The following is a 22,418-nucleotide window of genomic DNA, read 5'->3' as shown; positions in this document are numbered from 1 at the left end:
GCCCTCCGCATCTTCATAATGGGACTTTTTTAACATCAAGGGCGTGAAGGCCGGCATGAACCGTTTATCTTACCCGGGCATCCTGCATCATGGCGGCGTCTCCGGCGTGACGGGGTCGTGCCACGAACTGCGGATCGATCAAACCAATTCCGTCCTGATCGACTGCGGTTTGTTTCAGGGACTGGACGCTTCACCGGGCGGCTCCGGCTTCAACCGACTGGCCATCGATTTTCCAATAGCGTCCGTGCAGGCGTTGCTGGTCACGCATTGCCATGTCGATCATGTCGGGCGCATACCTTATTTAATGGCGGCGGGATTCAAAGGCCCGATTTATTGCACCGAACCGACGGCGCAATTATTGCCGCTGGTGCTGGAAGATGCCGTGGCGATCGGATTAGCGCTTGATAAAGCGCTGGTGCGCCGGTTTATGGCCTTGTTGAAGTCCAGAATCGTTACGGTCCCGTATGCCAGCTGGCAGAAGGTGCCGTTATCGGGAAAGGGCGATGCCAGACTCTCGGTCAAATTCAGGCAGGCCGGGCATATTCTGGGGTCGGCTTTTATTGAATGCAAGGTGGCGGCGGCTTCAGCCACGCAACGTATTGTCTTTTCCGGCGATCTGGGCAGCCCCTACACGCCTCTATTGCCGGCGCCGAAGTCGCCTTATCAGGCTGATGTGCTGGTGCTGGAAAGCACTTATGGCGATAGAAAACACGTGAACCGGCGCCAGCGGAAAAGCCAGCTGAAACAGTTGGTCAAACGCTGCCTGAAAAATTGCGGCGTGATCCTGATTCCGGCCTTTAGCATCGGGCGCACCCAGGAACTGCTCTATGAGATTGAGGAGATTATTCATCAAAGTCGGACTGAGCCGGTGGCGGACGGCCTGGTCTGGGACGAGCTGGAAATCATTGTCGATTCACCGCTGGCCAACCGGTTCACCCAGGCCTATAAAAAACTGAAGCCCTACTGGGATGCCGAAGCCCGTGCCAGGATCCAGGCCGGTCGCCGGCCCCTGTCGTTTGAACAGTTAACCCTGGTCAATAGTCATCGGGACCATCTGAATGCGCTGGGTTATCTAACGCGCACGGCCAAGCCTTGCGTGGTGCTGGCGGCCAGCGGCATGTGCAGCGGCGGGCGCATCGTCAATTATCTGAAGGCCCTGATTGAAGACCCGCGAACCGACATTCTGTTCGTCGGTTATCAGGCCGAGGGCACGCCCGGCAGCGTGATTCAGCAGAACGGCGCGGTGCATGGACAGGTTGAGCTGGATGGCCGGCTTTATGTCATCCATGCCGGCGTTTATACTCTGGATGGCTATTCCGCGCATGCGGATCAGGATTCGTTGGTCCGCTTTGTCACGCGCATGCGCAAAAAGCCTCGGGAAATCAGGCTCGTCCATGGCGAGCAGGAAGCCAAGCGGACGTTGAGACGCCTGTTGCAGCAGAAAATACCTGACTGCCATGTGTTAATTCCTTAACATGAAGACATGAACCGTCGCCATTTTCTTCAATGCCTGGCCCTGCTCGGGCTGTCAGCCAGAACGCTGTCGGGCTGTGCTTCGCGAGCGCCTACGGATTTATATGAGCTGCCTGAATTCGGCAATGCCACGCTGCTGCACTTTACCGATTGCCATGCCCAGTTGCTGCCGGTGTATTTTCGGGAACCTTCGGTCAATATCGGCGTCGGCGAAAACAAGGGCAAGCCGCCGCACCTGACCGGCCGGCAATTTCTCGACTTTTACGGCATCAAGCCCGGCACTGCCGAGGCTCATGCCTTTACGCATCTGGATTTCGTCGAGGCGGCCGCCGTGTACGGCAAAATGGGCGGCTTTGCGCATCTGGCGACGCTAATCAAACAGATCCGGCAGGCGCGCGGCCACGAAAATACATTATTGCTGGATGGCGGCGACAGCTGGCAGGGATCGGCGACGGCGCTCTGGACCCAGGGGCAGGATATGGTTGATGCCGCCAATCTGCTCGGCGTCGATATTATGACGGGGCATTGGGAATTCACGTACGGCAGCCGGCAGGTGCTGGATAATATTGCCCGCTTCCGGGGCGAGTTTATCGCGCAGAATATCGCCTTGACCGAGGAGGCGCAGTTTGCCGGCGATGCCGAAACGGATGCCGTATTCAAGCCGTATGTCGTCAAGGCTTTCAAGCAGGGCCGGGTGGCCGTCATCGGCCAGGCATTTCCCTATACGCCGATTGCCAATCCGAAGCGGTTTATGCCGGACTGGCAGTTCGGCATTCAGGAACAAAAACTGCAACAGACCATTGAGCGCATCAAGACCGGCCATGAGGCCGATGTGATCGTGCTATTGTCCCATAACGGCACGCCCGTTGATCTGAAACTGGCCGAGCGCGTATCGGGCCTGGACGTGATTCTCGGCGGCCATACTCATGACCCATTGCCAAAGCCCATGCCGGTCAACAATGCCGGCGGCACAACCTGGGTCACCAATGCCGGCAGCCACGGCAAATTCCTGGCGGTGCTGGATCTGGACATTCAGCCGGGCCGGCTCAAGGAGCTGCGTTATCGCCTGCTGCCGGTGTTCTCGAACCTGCTGGCGCCGGACAAGGACATGCAGGCGCTGATCGACGGTGTCAGGGGGCCTTATCAGGAGCGATTACGGCAGCCGCTGGCGGTCACCGATGAGCTGCTGTATCGGCGCGACACATTTCAAGGCACCTTTGACCAATTGATTCTAAATGCCCTGCTGGCCGTCAATGATGCGCAAATCGCCTTGTCGCCGGGTTTTCGCTGGGGCGCATCGCTGCTGCCGGGGCAAACCGTCACTTTCGAGGATGTCATGAGGCAGACTGCGATCACCTATCCCGAAACCTACGTCAGAACCCTGACGGGACGAGAGTTGAAAGCGATTTTGGAGGATGTCGCCGACAATCTGTTCAACAAGGATCCTTATTATCAGCAAGGCGGCGATATGGTCAGGGTGGGAGGCATGACGTTCGCCTGCGATCCCGAGGCGGCATTCGGCCGTCGGATCAGCCATATGCGATTGGCTAATGGGGAGACGTGCGCGGCGGACCGACCTTACAAAGTTGCCGGCTGGGCCGGCGTAGGGGAAGTGGATCAAGGACGGCCGGTCTGGGATGTGGTTGTCGACTATTTGCTTGATAGAAAAACCGTCAGTTTTTGATGGGGCAGGCAAGCCCTGTCGACCATGTCCCGGATAAATGGCCGCCTTGAGGCTGCAAGAAATTGCCTGTCAAAATCTTGCCGCTTTTTAAAAATTTTGCCGCTCAAGTCAAAAACCTTGGTGTCGATAGTCTGCGTCCCAATGCCGTCGTTATGGCTGAAAGCGTTGTTATAGCTGACTTGGCTCTCTTTATCTCTACTTCGTGCTCTTGGTTGGCACAAAATTAGCTTATGTCCCTGTGATTGTAAATTTTTAGCCTAAACTACGCTAAGGGGAAAGACCATGCCACAAGTTATTAATACAAACGTCAGTTCGCTAAATTCACAGCGGCAATTAAACCGTACTCAAACAGTCCAGACTACAGCGATGGAACGGCTATCATCGGGATTGCGGATCAACAGCGCCAAGGATGACGCGGCCGGCTTAGGCATCACAGACCGCATGACTTCGCAAATCAGAGGCTTGGATCAGGCCGTTCGAAACGCTAACGACGGCATCTCATTGTCACAAGTGGCGGAAGGCGCGCTGCAGGAATCGACTAATATTTTGCAAAGGATGCGTGAGCTGGCCGTGCAGTCGGCAAATGATTCCAACAGCGCCTCAGACCGCTCGAATCTGCAAAAAGAGGTGGCGCAGCTGCAAAGCGAATTGGACAGGATTGCCAACTCAACCACTTTTAATGGTAAAAAATTATTGGACGGCAGCTTTTCGGGGCAGCAATTTCATGTCGGTTCCCAGGCCAATCAAACTATTGATGTGACGATTGGTGGCGCTACGACCGAGATTTTAGGCAATCACCGCCTGACTAACGAAGATGCGGCGACCACGGCTATGAACGATGCGGTCGGTGCAAGTTTGATCAATAATGTGAAAGCTCAAACATTGACGGTCTCGGGCAATTTGGGCTCGAAAGATATCAGTGTTGGCGCTAATGATTCAGCCAAAAGCATCGCCGATGCCGTAAATGCCAATTCAGAAAGCACCGGCGTTACCGCGACGGCGATTACCTATGCAAAACTGGATGCCGTTGGCGCGACCGGCACGCTTAGCTTTACGCTGAACGGCAAAAATGAGGCGGCCGGCGATGCGGTGACTGTGTCAGCCAATGTCACCGACGTGAATGATTTAACCACGCTGGCGAATGCGGTCAACGATCAGGCCGGTAAAACCGGCATTACTGCCACGCTGACCGATGATAAAAAAGGCGTGATCCTGAAGAACACCGAAGGCTATGATATCGTCATCGATAAACTGACGCATTCGACAGCAGCGACAACGGTCGATATCACCGGTTTGCAAGAAGATGGCAGCACGGTGGCGGGCGTCAAGGCGACTGTCGCTGGCGGCGGCGTATCAGGCACCGATGCCGCGACCATCGGCGGCAGTCTGATTATGGATTCAGATAAAGCCTTTACCGCGACAAGTTCAGATGCCACAGGCGGCATATTCGCAGCCACAACGCCGCAATCGTCTACTTTGCAGAAAGTCTCCAGTATCGATATCGGCACACAAGCCGGCTCTAACAATGCCTTATCGGTTATCGATGGCGCCTTGGCGGCCATTTCCAATTCACGGGCGGATCTGGGTGCTGTACAGAACCGGTTCAGTTCAACGATTGCCAACCTGGAGAACGTCTCGCAGAACGTGTCGGCGGCACGTTCACGGGTTCAGGATGCCGATTTCGCCAAGGAATCAGCCAACCTGGCCAGAGGGCAGATATTGCAGCAGGCGGGTACCGCCATGCTGGCGCAGGCCAATGCCTCAACCCAAAATGTGATGCAGCTTTTACAAGGCTAAATGCAATGAAATTCAACAGGGGCGATCGACAAGTCGCTCCTGCGATTGAACAGAATTTCGTAGCTGATCTGTTTTTTAGATTAATGAAAATATTGTTGAAAAAATTTTAAAGTTTCTTGAGGCGATGACGATAACACTTATGAAATAAAAATTTCATTATCTAGTTTAGGAGATGGGTCATGGCTCAAGTTATTAATACAAATGTATCTTCATTAAATGCCCAACGCCAGTTAAACAGGTCCTCAGCGGCTCAATCAACGGCGATGGAAAGGTTGTCTTCCGGTTTAAGAATCAACAGCGCCAAGGATGACGCGGCCGGCCTAGGCATTGCGGATCGGATGACTTCGCAAATCAGAGGTTTGGATCAATCAGTCAGAAATGCCAATGACGGCATCTCATTGTCGCAGGTGGCGGAAGGCGCGCTGCAAGAATCGACTAATATTTTGCAAAGGATGCGTGAGCTGGCCGTGCAGTCGGCGAATGATTCCAACAGCGCCTCAGACCGCGCGAATCTGCAAAAAGAGGTGGGGCAGCTGCAAAGCGAGTTGGATCGTATTGCTAACACCACGACTTTTAACGGTAAAAAATTATTGGATGGCAGCTTTTCGGGGCAGCAATTTCATGTCGGCTCCCAGGCCAATCAAACTATTGATGTGACTATCAGCGGGGCTACTACAGAAATACTGGGTAACCACCGCCTGACTAACGAAGATGCGGCGACCACGGCTATGAATGATGCGGTCGGTGCAAGCTTAGTTAATAACGTGTTGGCTCAAACATTGACAGTTTCAGGAAGCCTGGGCTCGAAAGATATCAGTGTTGGCGCTAATGATTCAGCCAAAAGCATCGCCGATGCCGTAAATGCCAATTCAGAAAGCACCGGCGTTACCGCGACGGCGATTACCTATGCAAAACTGGATGCCGTTGGCGCGACCGGCACGCTTAGCTTTACGCTGAACGGCAAAAATGAGGCGGCCGGCGATGCGGTGACTGTGTCAGCCAATGTCACCGACGTGAATGATTTAACCACGCTGGCGAATGCGGTCAACGATCAGGCCGGTAAAACCGGCATTACTGCCACGCTGACCGATGATAAAAAAGGCGTGATCCTGAAGAATTCCGAAGGCTATGATATCGTCATCGATAAACTGACGCATTCGACAGCAGCGACAACGGTCGATATCACCGGTTTGCAAGAAGATGGCAGCACGGTGGCGGGCGTCAAGGCGACTGTCGCTGGCGGCGGCGTATCAGGCACCGATGCCGCGACCATCGGCGGCAGTCTGATTATGGATTCAGATAAAGCTTTTACGGCAACATCTGATAGTGCTACGGGCGGCATATTCGCAGCCACAACGGCACAATCGTCTACTTTGCAGAAAGTCTCCAATGTTGATATCGGCACACAAGCCGGTTCAAACGATGCGTTATCGGTTATCGATGGCGCCTTGGCAGCCATTTCCAATTCACGGGCGGATCTGGGCGCGATTCAAAACCGGTTCAATTCAACGATTGCCAACCTGGAAAACGTCTCGCAGAACGTCTCGGCGGCACGTTCACGGGTTCAGGACGCCGATTTCGCCAAGGAATCAGCCAACCTGGCCAGAGGGCAGGTATTGCAGCAGGCGGGCACGGCCATGCTGGCGCAGGCCAATGCCTCTTCGCAAAACGTGCTGTCTTTGTTGCGGTAACGATAGGTAGAAAAAAGCGGCAGATTATTGCCGCTTTTTTTATTGGGTTTAATAAAACACGAGGACGTGATGATGGATATCAGTAATGTTTCATCCCCGGTTGCAAATGTTGCCAAGCTCGTAGCTGTCCAAAATACCGAAAATCAGGATCAGGCATTATCGACTGAAGCGCAAAAAGATAATTTGAAAGCCGATAGCGAAAATAAGGGTTCAATACCAGGAATCGATGAGGAAAAAATAGATAGAGCGGTTGCCGATGTTAATGAGTTTTTCCAAAGCGAGCAGCGGAAGTTGTCGTTCTCTGTCAACAAGGATATAGGCAGTGTCGTGGTTGAGGTAAGGGATGTCGAGACCGATGAGGTTATCCGGCAAATACCGTCGGAGTCCGTTATAAAGCTGGCGGCACAGTTGAATGAATTAATCTCTGATACGGGCTCTGTTGGCGTACTGTTAAAAGAGAAGGTATGATTTTTTGCGGGGGAATTAAGAAATGGCTGTATCTTCACTGGGGTTAGGTTCTGGACTTGATATACGGAGTATAGTCAATGGCTTGGTGGAGGCTGAACGCCAGCCGAAGACATTCCAGCTGGCTCGACAGGAAGCCAGCCTTCAAGCCAAAATTTCTTCCTTCGGCAGTTTTAAAAGCGCGCTGTCCGAATTCAGATCCTCGCTGGCGGGATTAAGGCAAAGCAGCCAGTTCAATTCGTTAAAGGCATCTTCCAGTGACAGCTCGGTCGTAACGGCTTCCGTCGCCAGCAATGCCGATGTCGGTAAGTTCAGCATTGAGTCTAAACAGCTGGCGCAAGCCAACAGCCTGGCTTCGGCCGGATTTGCCGATGTCAATACAGCCATAGGCACCGGCACTATCACTATCAAATTCGGCACTACCGATTACGATGCGGAAACCGATACTTATAACGGCTTCACGCAAAACGCGGCCAAGGGCACGTTAACGCTGGTGATAGATTCAAGCAATAACACCTTAACCGGTATCAGGGATGCCATCAATAAGGCCAATTCGGATGTCAGCGCCTCCATTGTGTTCGATGGCAGTGCCAATCATTTGGTACTGACATCCAAGGAGACGGGGGCTGCCAATAGCCTTCAGATCAGTGTTGATGATCCGAGCCTGTCGGCCTTCGAGTTTAATGACGCGGCCACGAATTTAACCCAGACGCAAGCGGCCAAGGATGCCATCATGAGCGTCAATGGACTGGATGTTCACAGTGCCACGAATACATTTTCAGATACGATCAAAGGCGTGACTTTTGATCTCCAGCAGGCAAGCCCGGGCAAGACAATAACGATTGATGTGGCCCGCTCCCAGGCTGATATTGTCGGCGCGCTGCAAGGTTTTGTGGACGGTTATAATGCGCTGGCCCAAAACGTTAAGGATTTGACGCGATACAATGCCGACACCAAATCAGCCAGCGTCTTGCTGGGCGATGCCACGGTGCGTTCGGGCATGGCGCAGATACGTTCCGTCTTGGGTGATGTTGTGGGAGGGCTGGAAGGCAGTTCAATCAGAACCTTGAACGATCTGGGATTGTCGACGGCCGCTGACGGTACGCTGTCTTTCGACAAAAACAAGTTTACAGCCGCTCTGAATAAGGACCCTGAGGGCGTTGAAGCGGTTTTTTTGGCGATAGGCCGGTCGGATAACGCGGGCATGAAGTATGTCGCCAGTTCCGATACGACAACTGCCGGCAAATATGTGGTTAATGTGACTCAACCGGCTACGCAAGGGAGTTTAAGCAACGCCGCGATTTCCGATCTGACCGTGACGGCAGGCGTCAATGACAGCTTCAGCATCCGGGTTGATGGCGTATTATCGGGACAAATCAGTTTAACGGCCGGCGTTTATGCGACCGGTGCGGATCTGGCGGCTGAAATTCAATCCCGAATCAATGGCGATGCGGCTTTAAAAACCGGCGGCGTCAAGGCGCAGGTAACTTATGATACCGTTAATAATCGCTTCGATATCACGTCCAATGCCTATGGCTCGACATCCAGTGTCGATATCGTGACTTCAACGGCCGGAAGCTTGGGGTTGAATCCCGCTACCGGCATAGCCGGCACTGATGTCGCCGGTACGATTGGCGGACAGGTCGCCACGGGCAAAGGTCAGACGCTGACGGGAGCTAATGGTCTGACGTTGTTTATTGACAGTGAAGCGAACGGCGATTTGGGCACGATTAATTTTTCTAGGGGCTTAATGGAGCGGCTCGATTCCATTTTAGGCGGATTGTTAAACAGTGACGGCGCATTAAACGCAAAAACGGCGGGCCTGCAAAAAAGCCTCGACTTGATCGGCAAGGAAAGGGACAGCCTGAATGCTAAAATGGCTAATCTCGAGGCTCGCTTGTTAAAACAGTTTAATGCCATGGATAGCTTGCTGGGGCGCTTTCAAAGCATAGGTTCGGCTTTAGGGCAGCAGTTGGCCGCGCTCCCGACCTATAATTCTTCAGATAAAAAATAATAGACAGGTAATAAAATGAACGCAGTGACTCATCGCGCAATGAATCAATACAAGCAGGTTGGAACTCAGATCAATGCCGACTCCGCCGATCCGCATCAACTGATCGTCATGTTGTTTGACGGCGCTCTGGAGCGGATTGCAATCGCTAAAGGCGCTATTTTTAGACAGGATATTGCCGAAAAAGGCCAAAAAATTGGTAGAGCCATTGCCATCATCGATGGACTAAGGGCGTCCCTGGATAAGGATAATGGCGGGGAAATTGCTGAAAACCTGGATGATTTATACGATTACATGCAGCGTCGATTGTTGGATGCCAATATCAACAGCGATGTTGAAATCCTGGATGAAGTCACCGGCCTGATCAAGGACGTCCGGGAAGCCTGGGTGGCCATTCCCCTTCAGGACAGATACGTGGGAAATTGATCAATGTCTCTGTCAATTCAGCAGAATAAACTGGCTGAAATCATTGATTTTACAGATAAAATGCTCGGTTATGCCAATGCGGGAGACTGGGAGTCGGTGGATGCCTTGCAACGCATCAGGGACGGCGTGATCACGGACTTTTTCTCCGATAGCGTAATAGTCGAGGCGGATTTTCTTGCCGAACAGATTCGCCATATTTTGAAGGTCGATAAGGAGATTATGGCCTTAGGTTGGTTGTATAGAAACGATCTGCAGGAGCAGCTAAGGAAAATCCAGCAAGGAAAAAGCGCCGTTAAAGCCTATTCGGCGCTGTAAACAATCTCAGGTCCTGTTCAGGATCAGTTCCAAAACCAGCTTACTGCCGAAATAAGCCAGAAGCAGCGATACAAAGCCGAGCAATGTCCACTTTATCGCTGTCTGGCCTCGCCAGCCGTGACGGCTGCGACCGATAAGCAGACCCGAAAAAATAAACCACGCCAGTATCGACAGCACGGTTTTATGAACCAAATGCTGGGCAAATAAATCCTCTATGAATATAAAGCCGCTGATCAACGAAATGGTCAGGAAGCTAACGCCGGCGCCGAGCATTTGAAACAGCAATGATTCCATTGTTTGCAACGGCGGCAATGACAGGATAAAACGTTTGGGCGGATGGCTTTTGAGCTGCTGGTCTTGAATGGCCAGCAATATCGCTTGCAAGGCGGCGATATTCAGCAGGCTGAAGGCGATGATGGACGTCAACACGTGGATGCCCATTTGCCAGCTGTGGGTTTGAAGAGGCCGCAGTTGCTCCTGAAAGCCCAGGTTCAGTCCGAGCATGATGGCGGCGAGTGGGAATATCGCGATGCCCAGTTTTTCGACCGGCTTGCTGAGCGTTGCTGTTAATAACAGCAGGGTAACAATCAGTGACACCATTGCGGCGGTGCTGATAAAACTGAAATTAAAGCCATGCTCATTGCGGAAGTCGATAAGGGTGTAAGCCAGATGGGCGAATGCGGCCCCCCAGGCCAGATAAAGCGGAGTCCGACTGATATCACCCCGGTGAAATTTTTGGACAATAAGCAGTGTGCTGCCCAAATAGGCACAGATAGAAAGGACGGCGAGGACAGTAGCGTTCATTTGGCTGTGTTTTCTTGTGTTTAATGGGCCTTGCTGTCATTATCGCGACTAAAGCGCCCCGCCCAATCAAAATTCACTGAGCTTGATCGGGAGCGGCCGGTTAAATTTGCGCTTAGGAATGGGAATGAAACAAGACCCGCGATTGGGGCAGGATTTCTGTTCCTGTTCAACGACTGCATGGATGCAGGAGGTAGAGCAACGCATGGAGCAGTTGCCGAGGCGCGCAAACAGCCGCATGGCCAGCTATGTAGCTGTTTGCGCAACGCCGGTGATGAACGGAATGCCAAGCCAGTAGCGGGAGTTATAAAATTCACGTTCCTTAAGGGCTAATGTTTAATTTAATCAATATATTAAAAGCCGATACTTGTAGGGGTAATGTCATTACCCAGGACATAACAGCGAGTGGTGCAAAGGTCTCAATGGGTATGTTAATATAACCCGCTAAATAGTCCTAGCCCATTTGTGCTAGGCGGCGGTTTCCATGTAAATATTCAGCCCCGGCATATTTTGATCTGACTGGATGGGCTTCGGTGAGGATTGAAGCGCCTTCCGCCCATAGAGAATCTGAATAATTACGTTCCCTTGATTACAGAATAAAGACACAGATATGTTTGATAATTTAACCGATCGATTAAGTAATACTCTTAAGAAAGTTAAGGGCCAAGGGCGGCTGACGGAAAGCAATATCAAGGAAACATTGCGCGAAGTGCGCATGGCGTTGCTTGAGGCTGATGTGGCCCTCCCGGTAGTGACGGATTTTATTGAACGTGTCAAGCAGGGCGCACTGGGCCAGGAAGTTCAGACCAGCCTTTCGCCGGGACAATCGCTGGTCAAGCTGGTTCAGGCTGAACTGGTCAAGGTGATGGGTGAGGCGAATGAGGGGCTTGACCTGAAAGCGGTTCCGCCGGCCGTCATTTTAATGGCGGGTCTGCAGGGTGCCGGTAAAACCACGACAGTTGCCAAACTGGGCCGTTGGCTGAAAGAAAATCAAAAGAAAAAAGTCGGCGTCGTCAGTGCCGACGTTTATCGACCTGCCGCTATCAAACAGCTACAGACGCTGGCCGATGACCTTTCCCTGGATTTCTTTGAAAGCGATATTTCCCAAAAACCGGTGGATATCGCAAAAAATGCAATCGAGGCGGCGAAGAAAAAATTCCTCGATGTCATTATTATCGATACCGCCGGCCGTCTGCATATCGATGACGAGATGATGGGCGAGATCAAGGAATTGCACGCGGCAATCGATCCGGTCGAAACCTTGTTTGTCGTCGACAGCATGACCGGCCAGGACGCGGCCAATACAGCCAAGGCCTTTAACGATGCGTTAACATTGACCGGCGTGATTCTGACTAAAGCCGACGGCGATGCGCGCGGCGGTGCGGCATTGTCCATCCGCCAAATTACCGGCAAGCCTATCAAGTTCATCGGTGTGGGCGAGAAAACCAGCGCTTTGGAGCCGTTTTATCCTGATCGTCTGGCTTCCCGTATTTTGGGTATGGGCGATATGCTGGGTCTGATTGAAGAGATCGAGCAGAAAGTTGATAAGCAAAAAGCCGAAAAGCTGGTCAAGAAGATACAGAAAGGCAAGAGCTTTGATCTTGAGGATTTTCGTGAGCAGCTGCAACAGATGCATAGCATGGGCGGAGTCGGCTCCATGCTGGACAAATTGCCCGGTATGAGCAGTATTCCGCAGGAAATGAAGGACAAGGTTAACGATAAGGAACTGGGGCGCCAGATCGCCGTGATAAATTCCATGACCATGCAAGAACGTCGTTTTCCTGATTTGATTAAAGGCAATCGTAAGAAACGTATTGCGGACGGCTGCGGGCAGCAATTGCATGACGTTAATCGAATTCTGAAACAATTCAAAATGATGGAAAAAATGATGAAGCGTTTCAAAAAAGGCAATATAACCAATATGATGCGCGGTATGAAAAGCAATCTTCGCGGTATGAGAATGTAGTTTTTATCGGCCATCGGCGCTTCAGTTGACAGCTTTTTTTGCATAGATGCGGATGGCCGCTTAACGTTTTTTACAGCCTCTTAAGCGATGTCATGAACTCATGAATGAATTTATTCTTCACTTATGTCGAAAATCGCGTAAAATAGGCGGATTAAATTTTGACTAAATGTTTTTGAGGAACTTAAATGGTAACCATTCGTCTTGCTAGAAGCGGCGCAAAAAACCGTCCTTTTTATCATGTGATTGTGACTGACAGCAGAAACAGCCGTGATGGCCGTTATATTGAACGGCTTGGTTTTTTTAATCCTGTGGCTCGCGGCAATGAAGAAAGATTGCGTCTGGATTGCGCCCGTGTCGAATATTGGAAAGCTCATGGCGCGCAACCTTCTGACCGTGTTGCAAAGTTGATTAAAGACGCACAGAAAGCGGCTGCATAATCTGAATTTGTCAGCGCGGGAAGATATAAACGTTGGCAAGGTTTCCGGCGTTTTCGGGATAAAAGGATGGGTTAAGGTCTTTTCTTTTACCGATCCGAGAGAAAATATTTTAAATTATTCTCCGTGGTTGCTGAAAAAAGGTAGCGAGACAAGGCAGCTTGCCGTTACTGACGGTAGTTTGCACGGCAAGGCGGTAGTCGCTCAACTTGACGGTGTCAATGATAGGGATCAGGCTGCTGGTCTTATCGGATGGGATATTTTTATAACCCATGAGCAATTGCCGGCGGCGACGGAAGGCGAATATTACTGGTCCGATTTGATCGGATTGAAGGTTGAAACCGTCGAGGGCGTCCAGTTGGGCGAGGTCGGCAGTCTGCTGGAAACCGGTGCGAATGACGTAATGATCGTTCAGGGTGAGCGCGAGCGGGCAATTCCCTTTTTACAGGGGCAGACCATAATTAATATTGACTTGGATGCCGGCATGATAATTGTCGATTGGGATCCGGAATTTTAATTATGCAGTATGCGCTTTGATGTCGTAACACTATTCCCGGACATGGTGACCGCAGCGGCCGGTTACGGTGTCACAGGACGGGCTATTGAGCGTGGCATCGTGCACCTGTCAGTCTGGAACCCGCGTGATTATACGCACGACCGGCATAGAACGGTCGATGACCGGCCTTACGGGGGCGGTCCTGGTATGGTCATGAAATACCAGCCGTTGCATGATGCGGTTTGTGATGCTAAACAGGCTGGCACCGGAGCCGCCAAAGTCGTTTATTTGAGCCCGCAGGGCAAACCGATAACGCAGGCTTTGCTGTCGGAAGCTTGTGATGTTTCTCAATTGATTTTAGTGGCAGGGCGTTACGAGGGAATCGATGAGCGCTTTGTTGAGTTGGTTTGTGATGATGAATGGTCGATCGGCGACTATGTCATCAGCGGCGGTGAGCTGGCGGCACTGATAGTGGTCGATGCGGTAACCCGTTTATTGCCCGGAGTGCTCGGGGACGAGGATTCCGCGCAGCAGGACTCTCATATGAATGGCCTGCTGGATTATCCGCATTATACGCGGCCGGAACAGCTGGAAGGACATGCGGTGCCGGCGGTTCTACTGGGCGGCAACCATGCGGATATAGACCGCTGGCGTATGAAGCAGGCCTTGGGAAGAACGTGGCGGAGACGGCCGGATTTATTGAAAAAAAAGAATTTAAACGCAGAGCAGGAAAAACTGCTTAACGAATTTAAAATTGAAGTTGATGTTAAATAGGGTGTGGCAATGAGCAATATTATTGATGTATTGGAAGCAGAACAGCTGAAACAGATTCCGGACTTTGGTCCAGGCGACACAGTTGTTGTACAGGTTAGGGTAAAAGAAGGCGAGCGTGAAAGAATTCAGGCTTTTGAAGGCGTCGTGATTGCGAAACGCAATCGCGGATTAAACTCCGCTTTCACAGTAAGAAAAATTTCTCACGGTACAGGCGTCGAACGTGTTTTTCAAACTCATAGCCCTATGATCAGCGAGATCACTGTTAAACGTCGCGGTGATGTGCGGCGCGCTAAATTGTACTACTTGCGTGATCTGACCGGTAAAGCGGCTCGTATCAAAGAAAAACTTTGATCGGTTTTTTGATGCACATGTAAAAAAGGCAGCTATGAGCTGCCTTTTTTATGTCTGGGATATCGCGCTTATGGCTATTGTAGGGCCGAATTCATTCGGCCTGGGCAGAGGATCATTTAACCAATCCGGAATTATTACCATGCCATTCGTCATTCATTGGGTTGAAAATTGTTCGGGGCCTGAGTCGGTGTTCAAGATTCAAACACCCGCCGGCAATCTGGTCTTATTCGCTCGAGGCGATGTTTTGTTCAAGACGGACTGGGAGTTTGCCGGAGATCCGTTCCAAATTGTTACTGGTGAGCATGATATACAGCGGAAATTAAACCAGTATTGGCTGACTCCGGAAAACCCATCCACCTGAAGCTGTTAAAGCAGGGCAGCGATTTTAGAAACAAGGTCTGGGCGGAGCTCTGCCGCATACCATTCGGCGCAACGATCACTTATTCGGCGCTGGCCCGCAGAATAGGATCGGCTGCGCGAGCTGTCGGCAATGCCTGTCGGGATAATCCTTTTCCGTTGATTATTCCCTGTCACAGGGTGGTGTCCGTATCCGGGATGGGCGGTTATGCCGGGAAAACAGACGGGGATTTCATGACCATAAAAGCCAGGTTACTGGATTTTGAAGCGGCCTACAAAAAATGAACGCGGCAGCAGGCTTTATCGATCAGTTTCTGGATGCGGTCTGGGTAGAGCAAGGCCTGAGCGAAAATACGTTGTCGGCCTATGGCAGTGATTTGAAAATTTTTGCTCAATGGCTGGCGGGGAAGTCCATACTGGATGTCGACGGCAGCGATATATCAAGGTTTTTGGCAAGCCGCTATAAAGATGGCATAGGCAACCGGTCGTCGGCGCGTATTCTGTCCAGTCTGAGGCGGTTTTATGGTTATTATCTCAGGGAAAACCGTATCACAGTCGATCCGACCGCGCTGATAGAATCGCCGCATATCGGCCAGCCATTGCCGACATCGCTGTCCGAAAACGACGTCGAATTGTTGCTGAATGCACCTGAAGTAACAAATGCGCTCGGGTTCAGGGATAAAGCCATGCTGGAAATGCTTTATGCCACGGGACTTAGGGTATCGGAGCTGGTCAATTTGAAGTTTGAGCAGGTCAGCTTCAGGCAGGGCGTGGTCAGAATTACCGGCAAAGGCAATAAGGAGCGGCTGGTGCCGGTCGGCGAAGAGGCAATGAGCTGGCTGGAAGACTATATGAGCCAGGCGCGGAAAACCCTGCTGGGAGAGCGTCAGTGCGATTATCTGTTCGTGACCAATCGCGCCGCCGGCATGACGCGGCAGGCCTTCTGGCACATCATCAAGCGCCATGCCAAAAAAGCCGGCATTAATAAAGAGCTGTCACCGCATACGCTCAGGCATGCCTTCGCGACGCATCTATTGAACCATGGCGCGGATTTACGTGTCGTGCAACTCTTGCTGGGGCATTCCGATTTATCCACTACACAGATCTACACGCATATCGCCCGCGAAAGATTAAAAGATTTACATTCAAAATTTCATCCAAGAGGATAGTTAACATGGCACAAAATATTCACCCGACTGCCTATATTGCACCGGATGTATCATTACCGGAAGATATAACGGTAGGCCCGTTCGCCGTTATTGAATCGGGTGTGGAGTTGGGGCGGGCTTGTCAGATCGGCGCGCATGCCGTTGTGCACCAATATGTGAAAATGGGCGAGGGCAATATCCTGCACCCGCATGCCGTTCTGGGCGGGCTGCCGCAGGATGTCAGCTTTAAACCCGAAACGGTTTCCTGGCTGATAATCGGCGACAACAATCATTTTAGAGAAGGGTTTACAGCGCACCGCGCTTCCAAGGAAAACGGCGAGACGCGCATAGGCTCGGGCTGTTTCTTTATGAATAACAGCCATGTTGCGCACGATTGCAAAATCGGCGATTATACTATCTTCGCCAATAATGTCGCCATCGGTGGCCATGTTGAAGTCGGCGACAGGGTTTTCATGGGCGGGGGCGTTGTCGTGCACCAGTTCTGCCGGGTCGGTTCGTATGCGATTGTGCAGGGCACGACAGGTCTTAATATGGATGTTATCCCTTTTATGCTGGTCGGCGGACGTCCTGCCCGGCATTATAAGCTGAATTCGGTCGGCTTAAGGCGGGCCGGCATTACCGGCGACCGCTATAACGTGCTTTCAGCGGCATTCCGCTTGTTGAAAAACAAACAAAGTCTGGACTCGCTGGAAGAAACCGAAGAGTTGAAGCAATTGAAGGACTGGCTGGCTGTTAAATCCAAACGCGGCTTGCATGGGTTTATCGATATTTCCGCTTAGGATTCGGCTAAAAATGACCTCCGATATCCCTTCAGGTTAAGGCCATTTCCGGCCAATGGCCGTCCCCGTGGAAGCGATGCCCGCATCGCTTCCACCATTGTTACCCACATTTAAAACCAGGCCATTATTCAATGCCTAATCCTAAGGAACGTGAATTTTATAATTCCCGCAAATGACTTGTCTTTCTGTCCCTCTTCGGCGTTGCGCAAACAGTTACATAGCTGGCTATGCGCCTGTTTGCGCGCCTTGAACAGGAACAGAAATCCTGCCTCATTTGCGGGTCATATTTCATTCCCGTTCCTTAGTTTCATTATGCCAGCGCGCATAACCAACCTTGTCGGGTCTGGCGCATTCGGATCTGTTATCATAACCGGTTCAATGGCGGCATTCCCGCGGCCATTCGCGTTAATAAAGAGCCTTTGTGAACACTGTTGAATTCTCAGCTTTACCGTTAAACCCCGCCCTGCTTGATAATATTGAATCCCTCGGTTACAGCCAATTAACCCCGATCCAGGCAGCAAGCCTGCCGCTTATTCTTGAAGGCAAGGATGTCATCGCGCAGGCCAAGACGGGTAGCGGCAAGACGGCTGCTTTCGGTATTGGCCTGCTGTCGCGATTGGATCCGAGCAGTTTCAGAGTGCAGGCGTTGGTGATTTGCCCAACCCGGGAACTGGCCGACCAGGTATGCAAGGAAATCCGCAGGCTGGCCCGCTTTACTCAGAATATCAAGGTACAGGCCTTGTGCGGCGGCGTGCCGTTTGGGCCGCAGGTCGGTTCGCTGGAGCATGGCGTGCATATTGTTGTCGGTACGCCCGGGCGATTGCAGGAGCATCTGCGCAAAGGCAGTCTGCGCTTAAGCAATCTCAAGATGCTGGTGCTGGATGAGGCGGACCGGATGCTGGATATGGGCTTTGCAGAGGCCATTGCCGATGTCATTTCCTATACGCCGAATCACAAACAAACCATGCTGTTTTCCGCCACTTATTCCGACCCGATACGGGAAATGAGCCGGCATTATCAGTATAAGCCTGTGACGGTCAGTGTCGAGGCTCATCATCTTGACAGCGATATTGAGCAGCGCTTTTACCAGACAGCGAAAGCGCGCAGAGCCCATGCGCTGGGCTATCTTCTGGCCTACCATCGGCCTGAATCGACAGTGGTTTTCTGCAATACCAAAAAAGACTGCCAGAACCTGGCTAGTGAGCTTCAGGCAAGCGGCTTTTCCGTTCAGTGTCTGCATGGCGACCTGGAGCAAAAGGACCGGGACAAGGTCTTAGTGCGCTTTGCCAATAAAAGCTGTTCCATCCTGGTGGCCACCGACGTGGCCGCCCGCGGCCTGGATATCAAGGATCTGCAAGCGGTAATCAATTATGAACTGCCTTGGGACCCTGAAGTGTATGTGCACCGGATCGGACGTACCGGGCGTGCCGGGAAAAAAGGTCTGGCGCTCAGTTTATGCACGGAACAGGAAGCCATGCGGGTAAAAGCCATTGAGGATTACCAGAATGCGCCGGCGATTTGGGATGAAGTGGCGCCTTTTCAGATGCGGCACGAACATCGGTTCGAGCCGCCCATGGTGACATTGCATATAGACGGAGGGCGCAAGAATAAAGTGCGTCCGGGCGATATTCTGGGGGCATTAACCGGCGAGGCAGGCCTGGCGGGCAGCGAGGTCGGCAAGATTGACATTTTTGATCTGCAATCGTTTGTCGCTGTCAAACGAGGCAGCGTTGACAAGGCGCTGGCGCGATTAAAGGCAGGAAAGATAAAAGGGCGCGGTTTTAAGGTGCGTAAAGCCAGTTGAGAGGCCCGCGGATTGGGACGGCAGGCCGGGGTTTCGCTAAAGCGTCAGCCCGGCCGGCATAAATCCTGATTTCACCCGAAAGTCAGGCGGCTGTTTAACCCAATCCCAAGCGTATGGACGCGACTGCCAAAAGTCACGCCGCCCGTTGAAAGTCAGGCGCGGCTTCTGGCTTGGAATTGTCCTTTACTCTGTGTGCTTGACGGTCGGCGCGGCGGATTTGAATTTCTGCCGGGGCGCGCTCCGCGCGGTTTTGCAGGCGGTTCGGGGGGCGCGACTTCGGACGCTTCAAAGCCGGCAATCTGTTCGCGTTTGATAGGCTTGCCGATCAGTTTCTCAATAAGCCGCAGGGCGCTGTACTCGTCATGCGAGACTAATGAGACCGCTTGGCCTTCCTCGCCGGCCCGCCCGGTACGTCCGATTCTGTGCACATAATCGGCCGGCGCGCGGGGCAGTTCAAAATTGACTACGTGCGGCAGCAGCGCAATATCGATGCCGCGTGCCGCCACATCGGTCGCTACCAGCACGCGCAGTTCACCGGCTTTAAAGCCCGCCAGTGCGCTGGTTCTGGCGCCCTGACTCTTGTTGCCATGAATGGCGGCGGCTTTGATATCGGTTTTGTTGAGCTTTTCGGTCAATCTATTGGCGCCATGTTTGGTGCTGGTAAACACGAGCACTTGCCGCCAGTCGTTTTCTTTTATCAAACGGCAGAGCAGTTCCGCTTTCTGGGGTTTGTTGACGGTGTAGACGATTTGTTCAACCAGTTCGGCGGCAGTATTGCGCGGCGCCACTTCGATTTTTACGGGATTGACCAGAAGTCCGGTCGTGAGCTTGCGGATATCGTCGGAAAAAGTTGCCGAAAACAGCAGGTTTTGCCGTTTTTTCGGCAGCAGTGCAATGATCTTGCGGATATCGCGAATAAAGCCCATGTCCAGCATGCGGTCGGCTTCATCGAGCACCAGCGTTTCGACTTTATCCAGTTTGACCGCATTCTGGTTGACCAGGTCCAGCAGTCGGCCCGGCGTCGCCACCAGCACATCCACGCCGCCCCTTAAGCGCATCATTTGCGGATTAATTTTAACGCCGCCGAAAACGACTTCCGACTTCAGGCGCGGATGCAAGTGCGCGCCGTACTTGGCGACAGACTCGCCGACCTGGGCGGCAAGTTCCCGGGTCGGGGTCAATATCAACACTCTTATCGGCCGGTTGGCGCCATAAGACTTTTCTGATAAGCGGTGCAGGATGGGTAACGTAAATCCTGCGGTTTTTCCGGTGCCGGTTTGCGCGGCGGCCAGAAGATCGTGGCCTTTCAGTACCGCAGGAATGGCCTGTGACTGAATCGGCGAGGGTCGGGTATAGCCGGCCTCGGCAATGGCGCGCAATAGTGGATCGGATAAGCCGAGAGTGGAAAATGACATAGTAAAAAGTCTCAATAAAGGGCTGATAGTGACAAGAGTCTTGCAGCCTGGGTAAAGGGGATAATTCTAATAAAAACGCGTCAAGATAATGATGATTGCAGTCAACTTGTTCTCGACGTTTCGAGTGATGGGGTTAATGACGTATCGTTACGGTGATACTCGTGGTGTTAATGGCGCCCCGAGGCGGATTTGAACCACCGGCCTGTCCCTTAGGAGGGGACCGCTCTATCCAACTGAGCTATCGGGGCAAAATAAAAACGATTTTACCATAAGCGGAGGATTTAATGCTTTTTTGTTCTCGTTCCAGGATAAAAAGGTAATGCTCGAAGCCTTCCTGTGACGGATTAGCAGATTTCCACACCCGTTTATTGTCAAGGGTGAAGGATTATACCGAAATCAAAGGGCGGGTAAAATTATCACTTCGGGTTGAGCCGTCCGGGCCATAGGTCATGGTGGTCTGGGACTTGCCTTTGAGAATATGCAGCGAGCGGTTGGTATGGCGGGCCAGGAGTTCGATGCTGGCGCCGTTCTGTTCGTTCAGAGCCCGGCATTCGGCGCAAAGGGACATCAGTTTCGCCCAATTGCCGGTTAATTCGACGTTTGAGAGTCCCGCTGCCTCGGTGCGTTGAAAATAAGCCTGGACGCCGTCCTGATGATTGGGCAGTTGTTCGGTAGCCAGTACCTGGCCCAGTTGTTGGCTGAATTGCTCCAGTTGGGCGACCAGTTGTCTCTTGTTGGCGGCTATCGTGTCGATCAGTTCAGCGTCCTGGATATGCTTTAACGCTTCGGTTTCCTGGGTCAGTTGCTGATGCAGTTGTTCGGCCAACTGCAGGGCATTTAGGATCAGTTTTTCCATGATGGGAAAAGTTTGTTCTATCAGGCTCATGTGCTGTTCTCGGGCGGCAGTAATTTTTCAAACTGAATTAGTTTTTCGGCAATTTTCTCGGCATCGATCGAGTAGCTGCCGTCGGCAAGCGCTTTCTTTACCGCCGCGACGCGCTCCATGTCCACGGCTGAAGTTGATGATGCAAAGGCCTTTTTTATTTCCTGCGTGGCGGCCGTGATCGCAATACTATCAACTTTTCCGGGCGCCTGGGCGCTTGCTTGCTTGGGCGCCCCGGCTTCGGTTTTAGATGCTGTTTTGGGCGAGGACGGGGGATGCGCTCTGCCCGTGATTGATTCGATAGCCATGTCAAGTTTCTCCGGATTCTGTATCTGCAACTGTTATCGGCGCAATAGTATAAAACTTTAATATTTAATGGGCCGGATTTAATGATTGACGGAGACCCGTCCCGGCTCGATAACGGTAGCACGGATAATGCGTCCGGAATTCTGGTTCTTGACCCGGATCAGCTGGCCCTTGATGCCGTCCATCATGGCCTGGCCGTTCATGCGTATGTCAAAAGACGGCTGTGTGGCGCTGATGATGACTTTGTCGCCTCTCTTGATGAGTTTGGGTTCAGCAAAATTTTTCGCGTTGAGCACGGCACCGGCCGGCATATGACGTAATGCCTGTTTGTTTTCAATCTGTTCCGGTTGCGTGACAAAATTCTCGTTGAGCCGGGAAACGTCTCTTTTCTCGAACGACAAGTGCCCGCGGGTAATGATCTCATCCCGTTGCACCGGCTGGGTCAAGACCAGGATGCGCTGATAAACCTTGATCACGGCCGCGACGAAAATAGACCATTTTTTATCGGCATTGCAGCGCACGCCGATTGAATTCCGGCCCGGCTTTATGACGTCGGCCGTGGTGAAAGTCTCCAGCGGCTCGGTACAGGCCGGCAATTGCAACAGGTTGTCGAGCGGTAACAATTCGACCTCGTATTCGGCCTCGGTGTTTATATGCCGGGCAATATGATCGTTGACGAGCCCATAAATGGATTCGTGCGACTGAAACGACTCGGCCGCATGGCCGGATGTCACTAGTGCAAGGGCCAGGGTCAACGTGGTCGGTATATTTTTAAACATAATTAAGCGTCGGATTCATGACTTAAACAGGTATTAAGCAGGATTGATGCCAAGTAATAACCTGTATTTTCCCAGCTTCGCTGGCCGGGCGCGGCAATTTATTGACGCCGTCTCTTTTCGGTTCGATTCCTTATATATATGGCTGCTGCAGGGCGGCCATTTTTTGCCGGGTAGCCTGTTTTTTTAATGCCCAGACCGTCCGGAGATGAATATAGTCGCCGAAAGCCAATTGTTATCTTTAT

At 52.1% G+C, this 22,418-nt stretch carries 22 protein-coding genes and 1 tRNA gene; 17 read left to right on the top strand and 6 right to left on the bottom strand.

Annotated features, from left to right (window positions below):
* Positions 1-55: 55 nt before the first annotated feature.
* The 8 genes from METMA_RS0105005 to METMA_RS23970 all read left to right on the top strand — a co-directional run bounded on the left by METMA_RS0105005 (position 56) and on the right by METMA_RS23970 (position 9,862).
* On the top strand, positions 56-1,474 hold the full coding sequence (locus tag METMA_RS0105005; RefSeq protein WP_027147052.1) for an MBL fold metallo-hydrolase RNA specificity domain-containing protein: 1,419 nt from the start codon (positions 56-58) through the stop codon (positions 1,472-1,474).
* Between the two features lie 9 nt (positions 1,475-1,483).
* On the top strand, positions 1,484-3,157 hold the full coding sequence (gene soxB, locus METMA_RS0105000) for a thiosulfohydrolase SoxB (protein ID WP_020157973.1): 1,674 nt from the start codon (positions 1,484-1,486) through the stop codon (positions 3,155-3,157).
* 282 nt (positions 3,158-3,439) lie between these two features.
* Entirely contained in the window at positions 3,440-4,954 is a 1,515-nt protein-coding gene (locus METMA_RS27990) for a flagellin N-terminal helical domain-containing protein (RefSeq protein ID WP_027147051.1), read from the top strand.
* A gap of 179 nt (positions 4,955-5,133) precedes the next feature.
* Positions 5,134-6,645 (top strand): flagellin, encoded by a 1,512-nt coding sequence (locus METMA_RS27985; protein ID WP_027147050.1) that lies wholly within the window; start codon positions 5,134-5,136, stop codon positions 6,643-6,645.
* Positions 6,646-6,714: 69 nt separating this feature from the next.
* The gene (locus tag METMA_RS25685; protein WP_152565182.1) at positions 6,715-7,113 is read left to right on the top strand and encodes a flagellar protein FlaG; all 399 of its coding nucleotides are present in this window, start codon (positions 6,715-6,717) and stop codon (positions 7,111-7,113) included.
* 22 nt (positions 7,114-7,135) lie between these two features.
* The gene (fliD, locus tag METMA_RS0104975; protein ID WP_027147049.1) at positions 7,136-9,124 is read left to right on the top strand and encodes a flagellar filament capping protein FliD; all 1,989 of its coding nucleotides are present in this window, start codon (positions 7,136-7,138) and stop codon (positions 9,122-9,124) included.
* 15 nt (positions 9,125-9,139) lie between these two features.
* A complete protein-coding gene (gene fliS / locus METMA_RS0104970; RefSeq protein WP_036297164.1) occupies positions 9,140-9,547 on the top strand; it encodes a flagellar export chaperone FliS in 408 nt (135 codons plus the stop codon).
* 3 nt (positions 9,548-9,550) lie between these two features.
* Entirely contained in the window at positions 9,551-9,862 is a 312-nt protein-coding gene (locus METMA_RS23970; RefSeq protein ID WP_020157966.1) for a flagellar protein FliT, read from the top strand.
* Positions 9,863-9,868: 6 nt separating this feature from the next.
* Here METMA_RS23970 and METMA_RS0104960 read toward each other — a convergent pair whose 3' ends face one another.
* Complete coding sequence (locus METMA_RS0104960) at positions 9,869-10,666, bottom strand: cytochrome C assembly family protein (protein ID WP_020157965.1); 798 nt, start codon at positions 10,664-10,666, stop codon at positions 9,869-9,871.
* Between the two features lie 607 nt (positions 10,667-11,273).
* Here METMA_RS0104960 and ffh point away from each other — a divergent pair.
* From ffh to dbpA, 9 genes are all read left to right on the top strand, one after another.
* Positions 11,274-12,629 (top strand): signal recognition particle protein, encoded by a 1,356-nt coding sequence (gene ffh, locus METMA_RS0104955; RefSeq protein WP_020157964.1) that lies wholly within the window; start codon positions 11,274-11,276, stop codon positions 12,627-12,629.
* Between the two features lie 185 nt (positions 12,630-12,814).
* Positions 12,815-13,066 (top strand): 30S ribosomal protein S16, encoded by a 252-nt coding sequence (gene rpsP, locus METMA_RS0104950; protein ID WP_020157963.1) that lies wholly within the window; start codon positions 12,815-12,817, stop codon positions 13,064-13,066.
* Positions 13,067-13,073: 7 nt separating this feature from the next.
* Positions 13,074-13,580, top strand: coding sequence for a ribosome maturation factor RimM (gene rimM, locus METMA_RS0104945; RefSeq protein WP_020157962.1), 507 nt, complete (start codon positions 13,074-13,076; stop codon positions 13,578-13,580).
* A 9-nt stretch (positions 13,581-13,589) separates the two neighbouring features.
* On the top strand, positions 13,590-14,333 hold the full coding sequence (gene trmD, locus METMA_RS0104940) for a tRNA (guanosine(37)-N1)-methyltransferase TrmD (RefSeq protein ID WP_020157961.1): 744 nt from the start codon (positions 13,590-13,592) through the stop codon (positions 14,331-14,333).
* A gap of 9 nt (positions 14,334-14,342) precedes the next feature.
* Positions 14,343-14,684, top strand: coding sequence for a 50S ribosomal protein L19 (gene rplS / locus METMA_RS0104935; protein ID WP_020157960.1), 342 nt, complete (start codon positions 14,343-14,345; stop codon positions 14,682-14,684).
* Between the two features lie 330 nt (positions 14,685-15,014).
* Positions 15,015-15,326 (top strand): methylated-DNA--[protein]-cysteine S-methyltransferase, encoded by a 312-nt coding sequence (locus METMA_RS27725; RefSeq protein WP_020157958.1) that lies wholly within the window; start codon positions 15,015-15,017, stop codon positions 15,324-15,326.
* A complete protein-coding gene (gene xerD / locus METMA_RS0104920; RefSeq protein WP_020157957.1) occupies positions 15,323-16,210 on the top strand; it encodes a site-specific tyrosine recombinase XerD in 888 nt (295 codons plus the stop codon). The genes METMA_RS27725 and xerD overlap by 4 nt, the downstream gene beginning before the upstream one ends.
* A gap of 5 nt (positions 16,211-16,215) precedes the next feature.
* Positions 16,216-16,989, top strand: a complete 774-nt coding sequence (lpxA, locus tag METMA_RS0104915) for an acyl-ACP--UDP-N-acetylglucosamine O-acyltransferase (RefSeq protein WP_020157956.1) — start codon at positions 16,216-16,218, stop codon at positions 16,987-16,989.
* 421 nt (positions 16,990-17,410) lie between these two features.
* Positions 17,411-18,793, top strand: coding sequence for an ATP-dependent RNA helicase DbpA (gene dbpA / locus METMA_RS0104910; RefSeq protein ID WP_020157955.1), 1,383 nt, complete (start codon positions 17,411-17,413; stop codon positions 18,791-18,793).
* A 152-nt stretch (positions 18,794-18,945) separates the two neighbouring features.
* On the opposite strand, the gene METMA_RS23960 is transcribed toward dbpA, so the two are convergent.
* The 5 genes from METMA_RS23960 to flgA all read right to left on the bottom strand — a co-directional run bounded on the left by METMA_RS23960 (position 18,946) and on the right by flgA (position 22,176).
* Positions 18,946-20,208 carry a DEAD/DEAH box helicase gene (locus METMA_RS23960; RefSeq protein WP_020157954.1) on the bottom strand — a complete coding sequence of 421 codons (1,263 nt, stop codon included), beginning with the start codon at positions 20,206-20,208 and terminating at the stop codon, positions 18,946-18,948.
* Positions 20,209-20,379: 171 nt separating this feature from the next.
* Positions 20,380-20,456 (bottom strand) — tRNA-Arg (locus tag METMA_RS0104900).
* Positions 20,457-20,593: 137 nt separating this feature from the next.
* On the bottom strand, positions 20,594-21,094 hold the full coding sequence (locus METMA_RS0104895) for a flagella synthesis protein FlgN (RefSeq protein WP_020157953.1): 501 nt from the start codon (positions 21,092-21,094) through the stop codon (positions 20,594-20,596).
* Positions 21,091-21,399 carry a flagellar biosynthesis anti-sigma factor FlgM gene (gene flgM, locus METMA_RS0104890; protein WP_020157952.1) on the bottom strand — a complete coding sequence of 103 codons (309 nt, stop codon included), beginning with the start codon at positions 21,397-21,399 and terminating at the stop codon, positions 21,091-21,093. Before flgM ends, METMA_RS0104895 begins: the two co-directional genes overlap by 4 nt.
* 78 nt (positions 21,400-21,477) lie before the next feature.
* Positions 21,478-22,176 carry a flagellar basal body P-ring formation chaperone FlgA gene (gene flgA, locus METMA_RS0104885; RefSeq protein WP_020157951.1) on the bottom strand — a complete coding sequence of 233 codons (699 nt, stop codon included), beginning with the start codon at positions 22,174-22,176 and terminating at the stop codon, positions 21,478-21,480.
* Positions 22,177-22,418: the final 242 nt, after the last annotated feature.

Source organism: Methylobacter marinus A45 (assembly GCF_000383855.1).
Lineage (GTDB): Bacteria > Pseudomonadota > Gammaproteobacteria > Methylococcales > Methylomonadaceae > Methylobacter > Methylobacter marinus.
The sequence above is the reverse complement of the archived record's forward strand: the minus strand, read 5'-3'. Positions and strand labels throughout refer to the sequence as shown.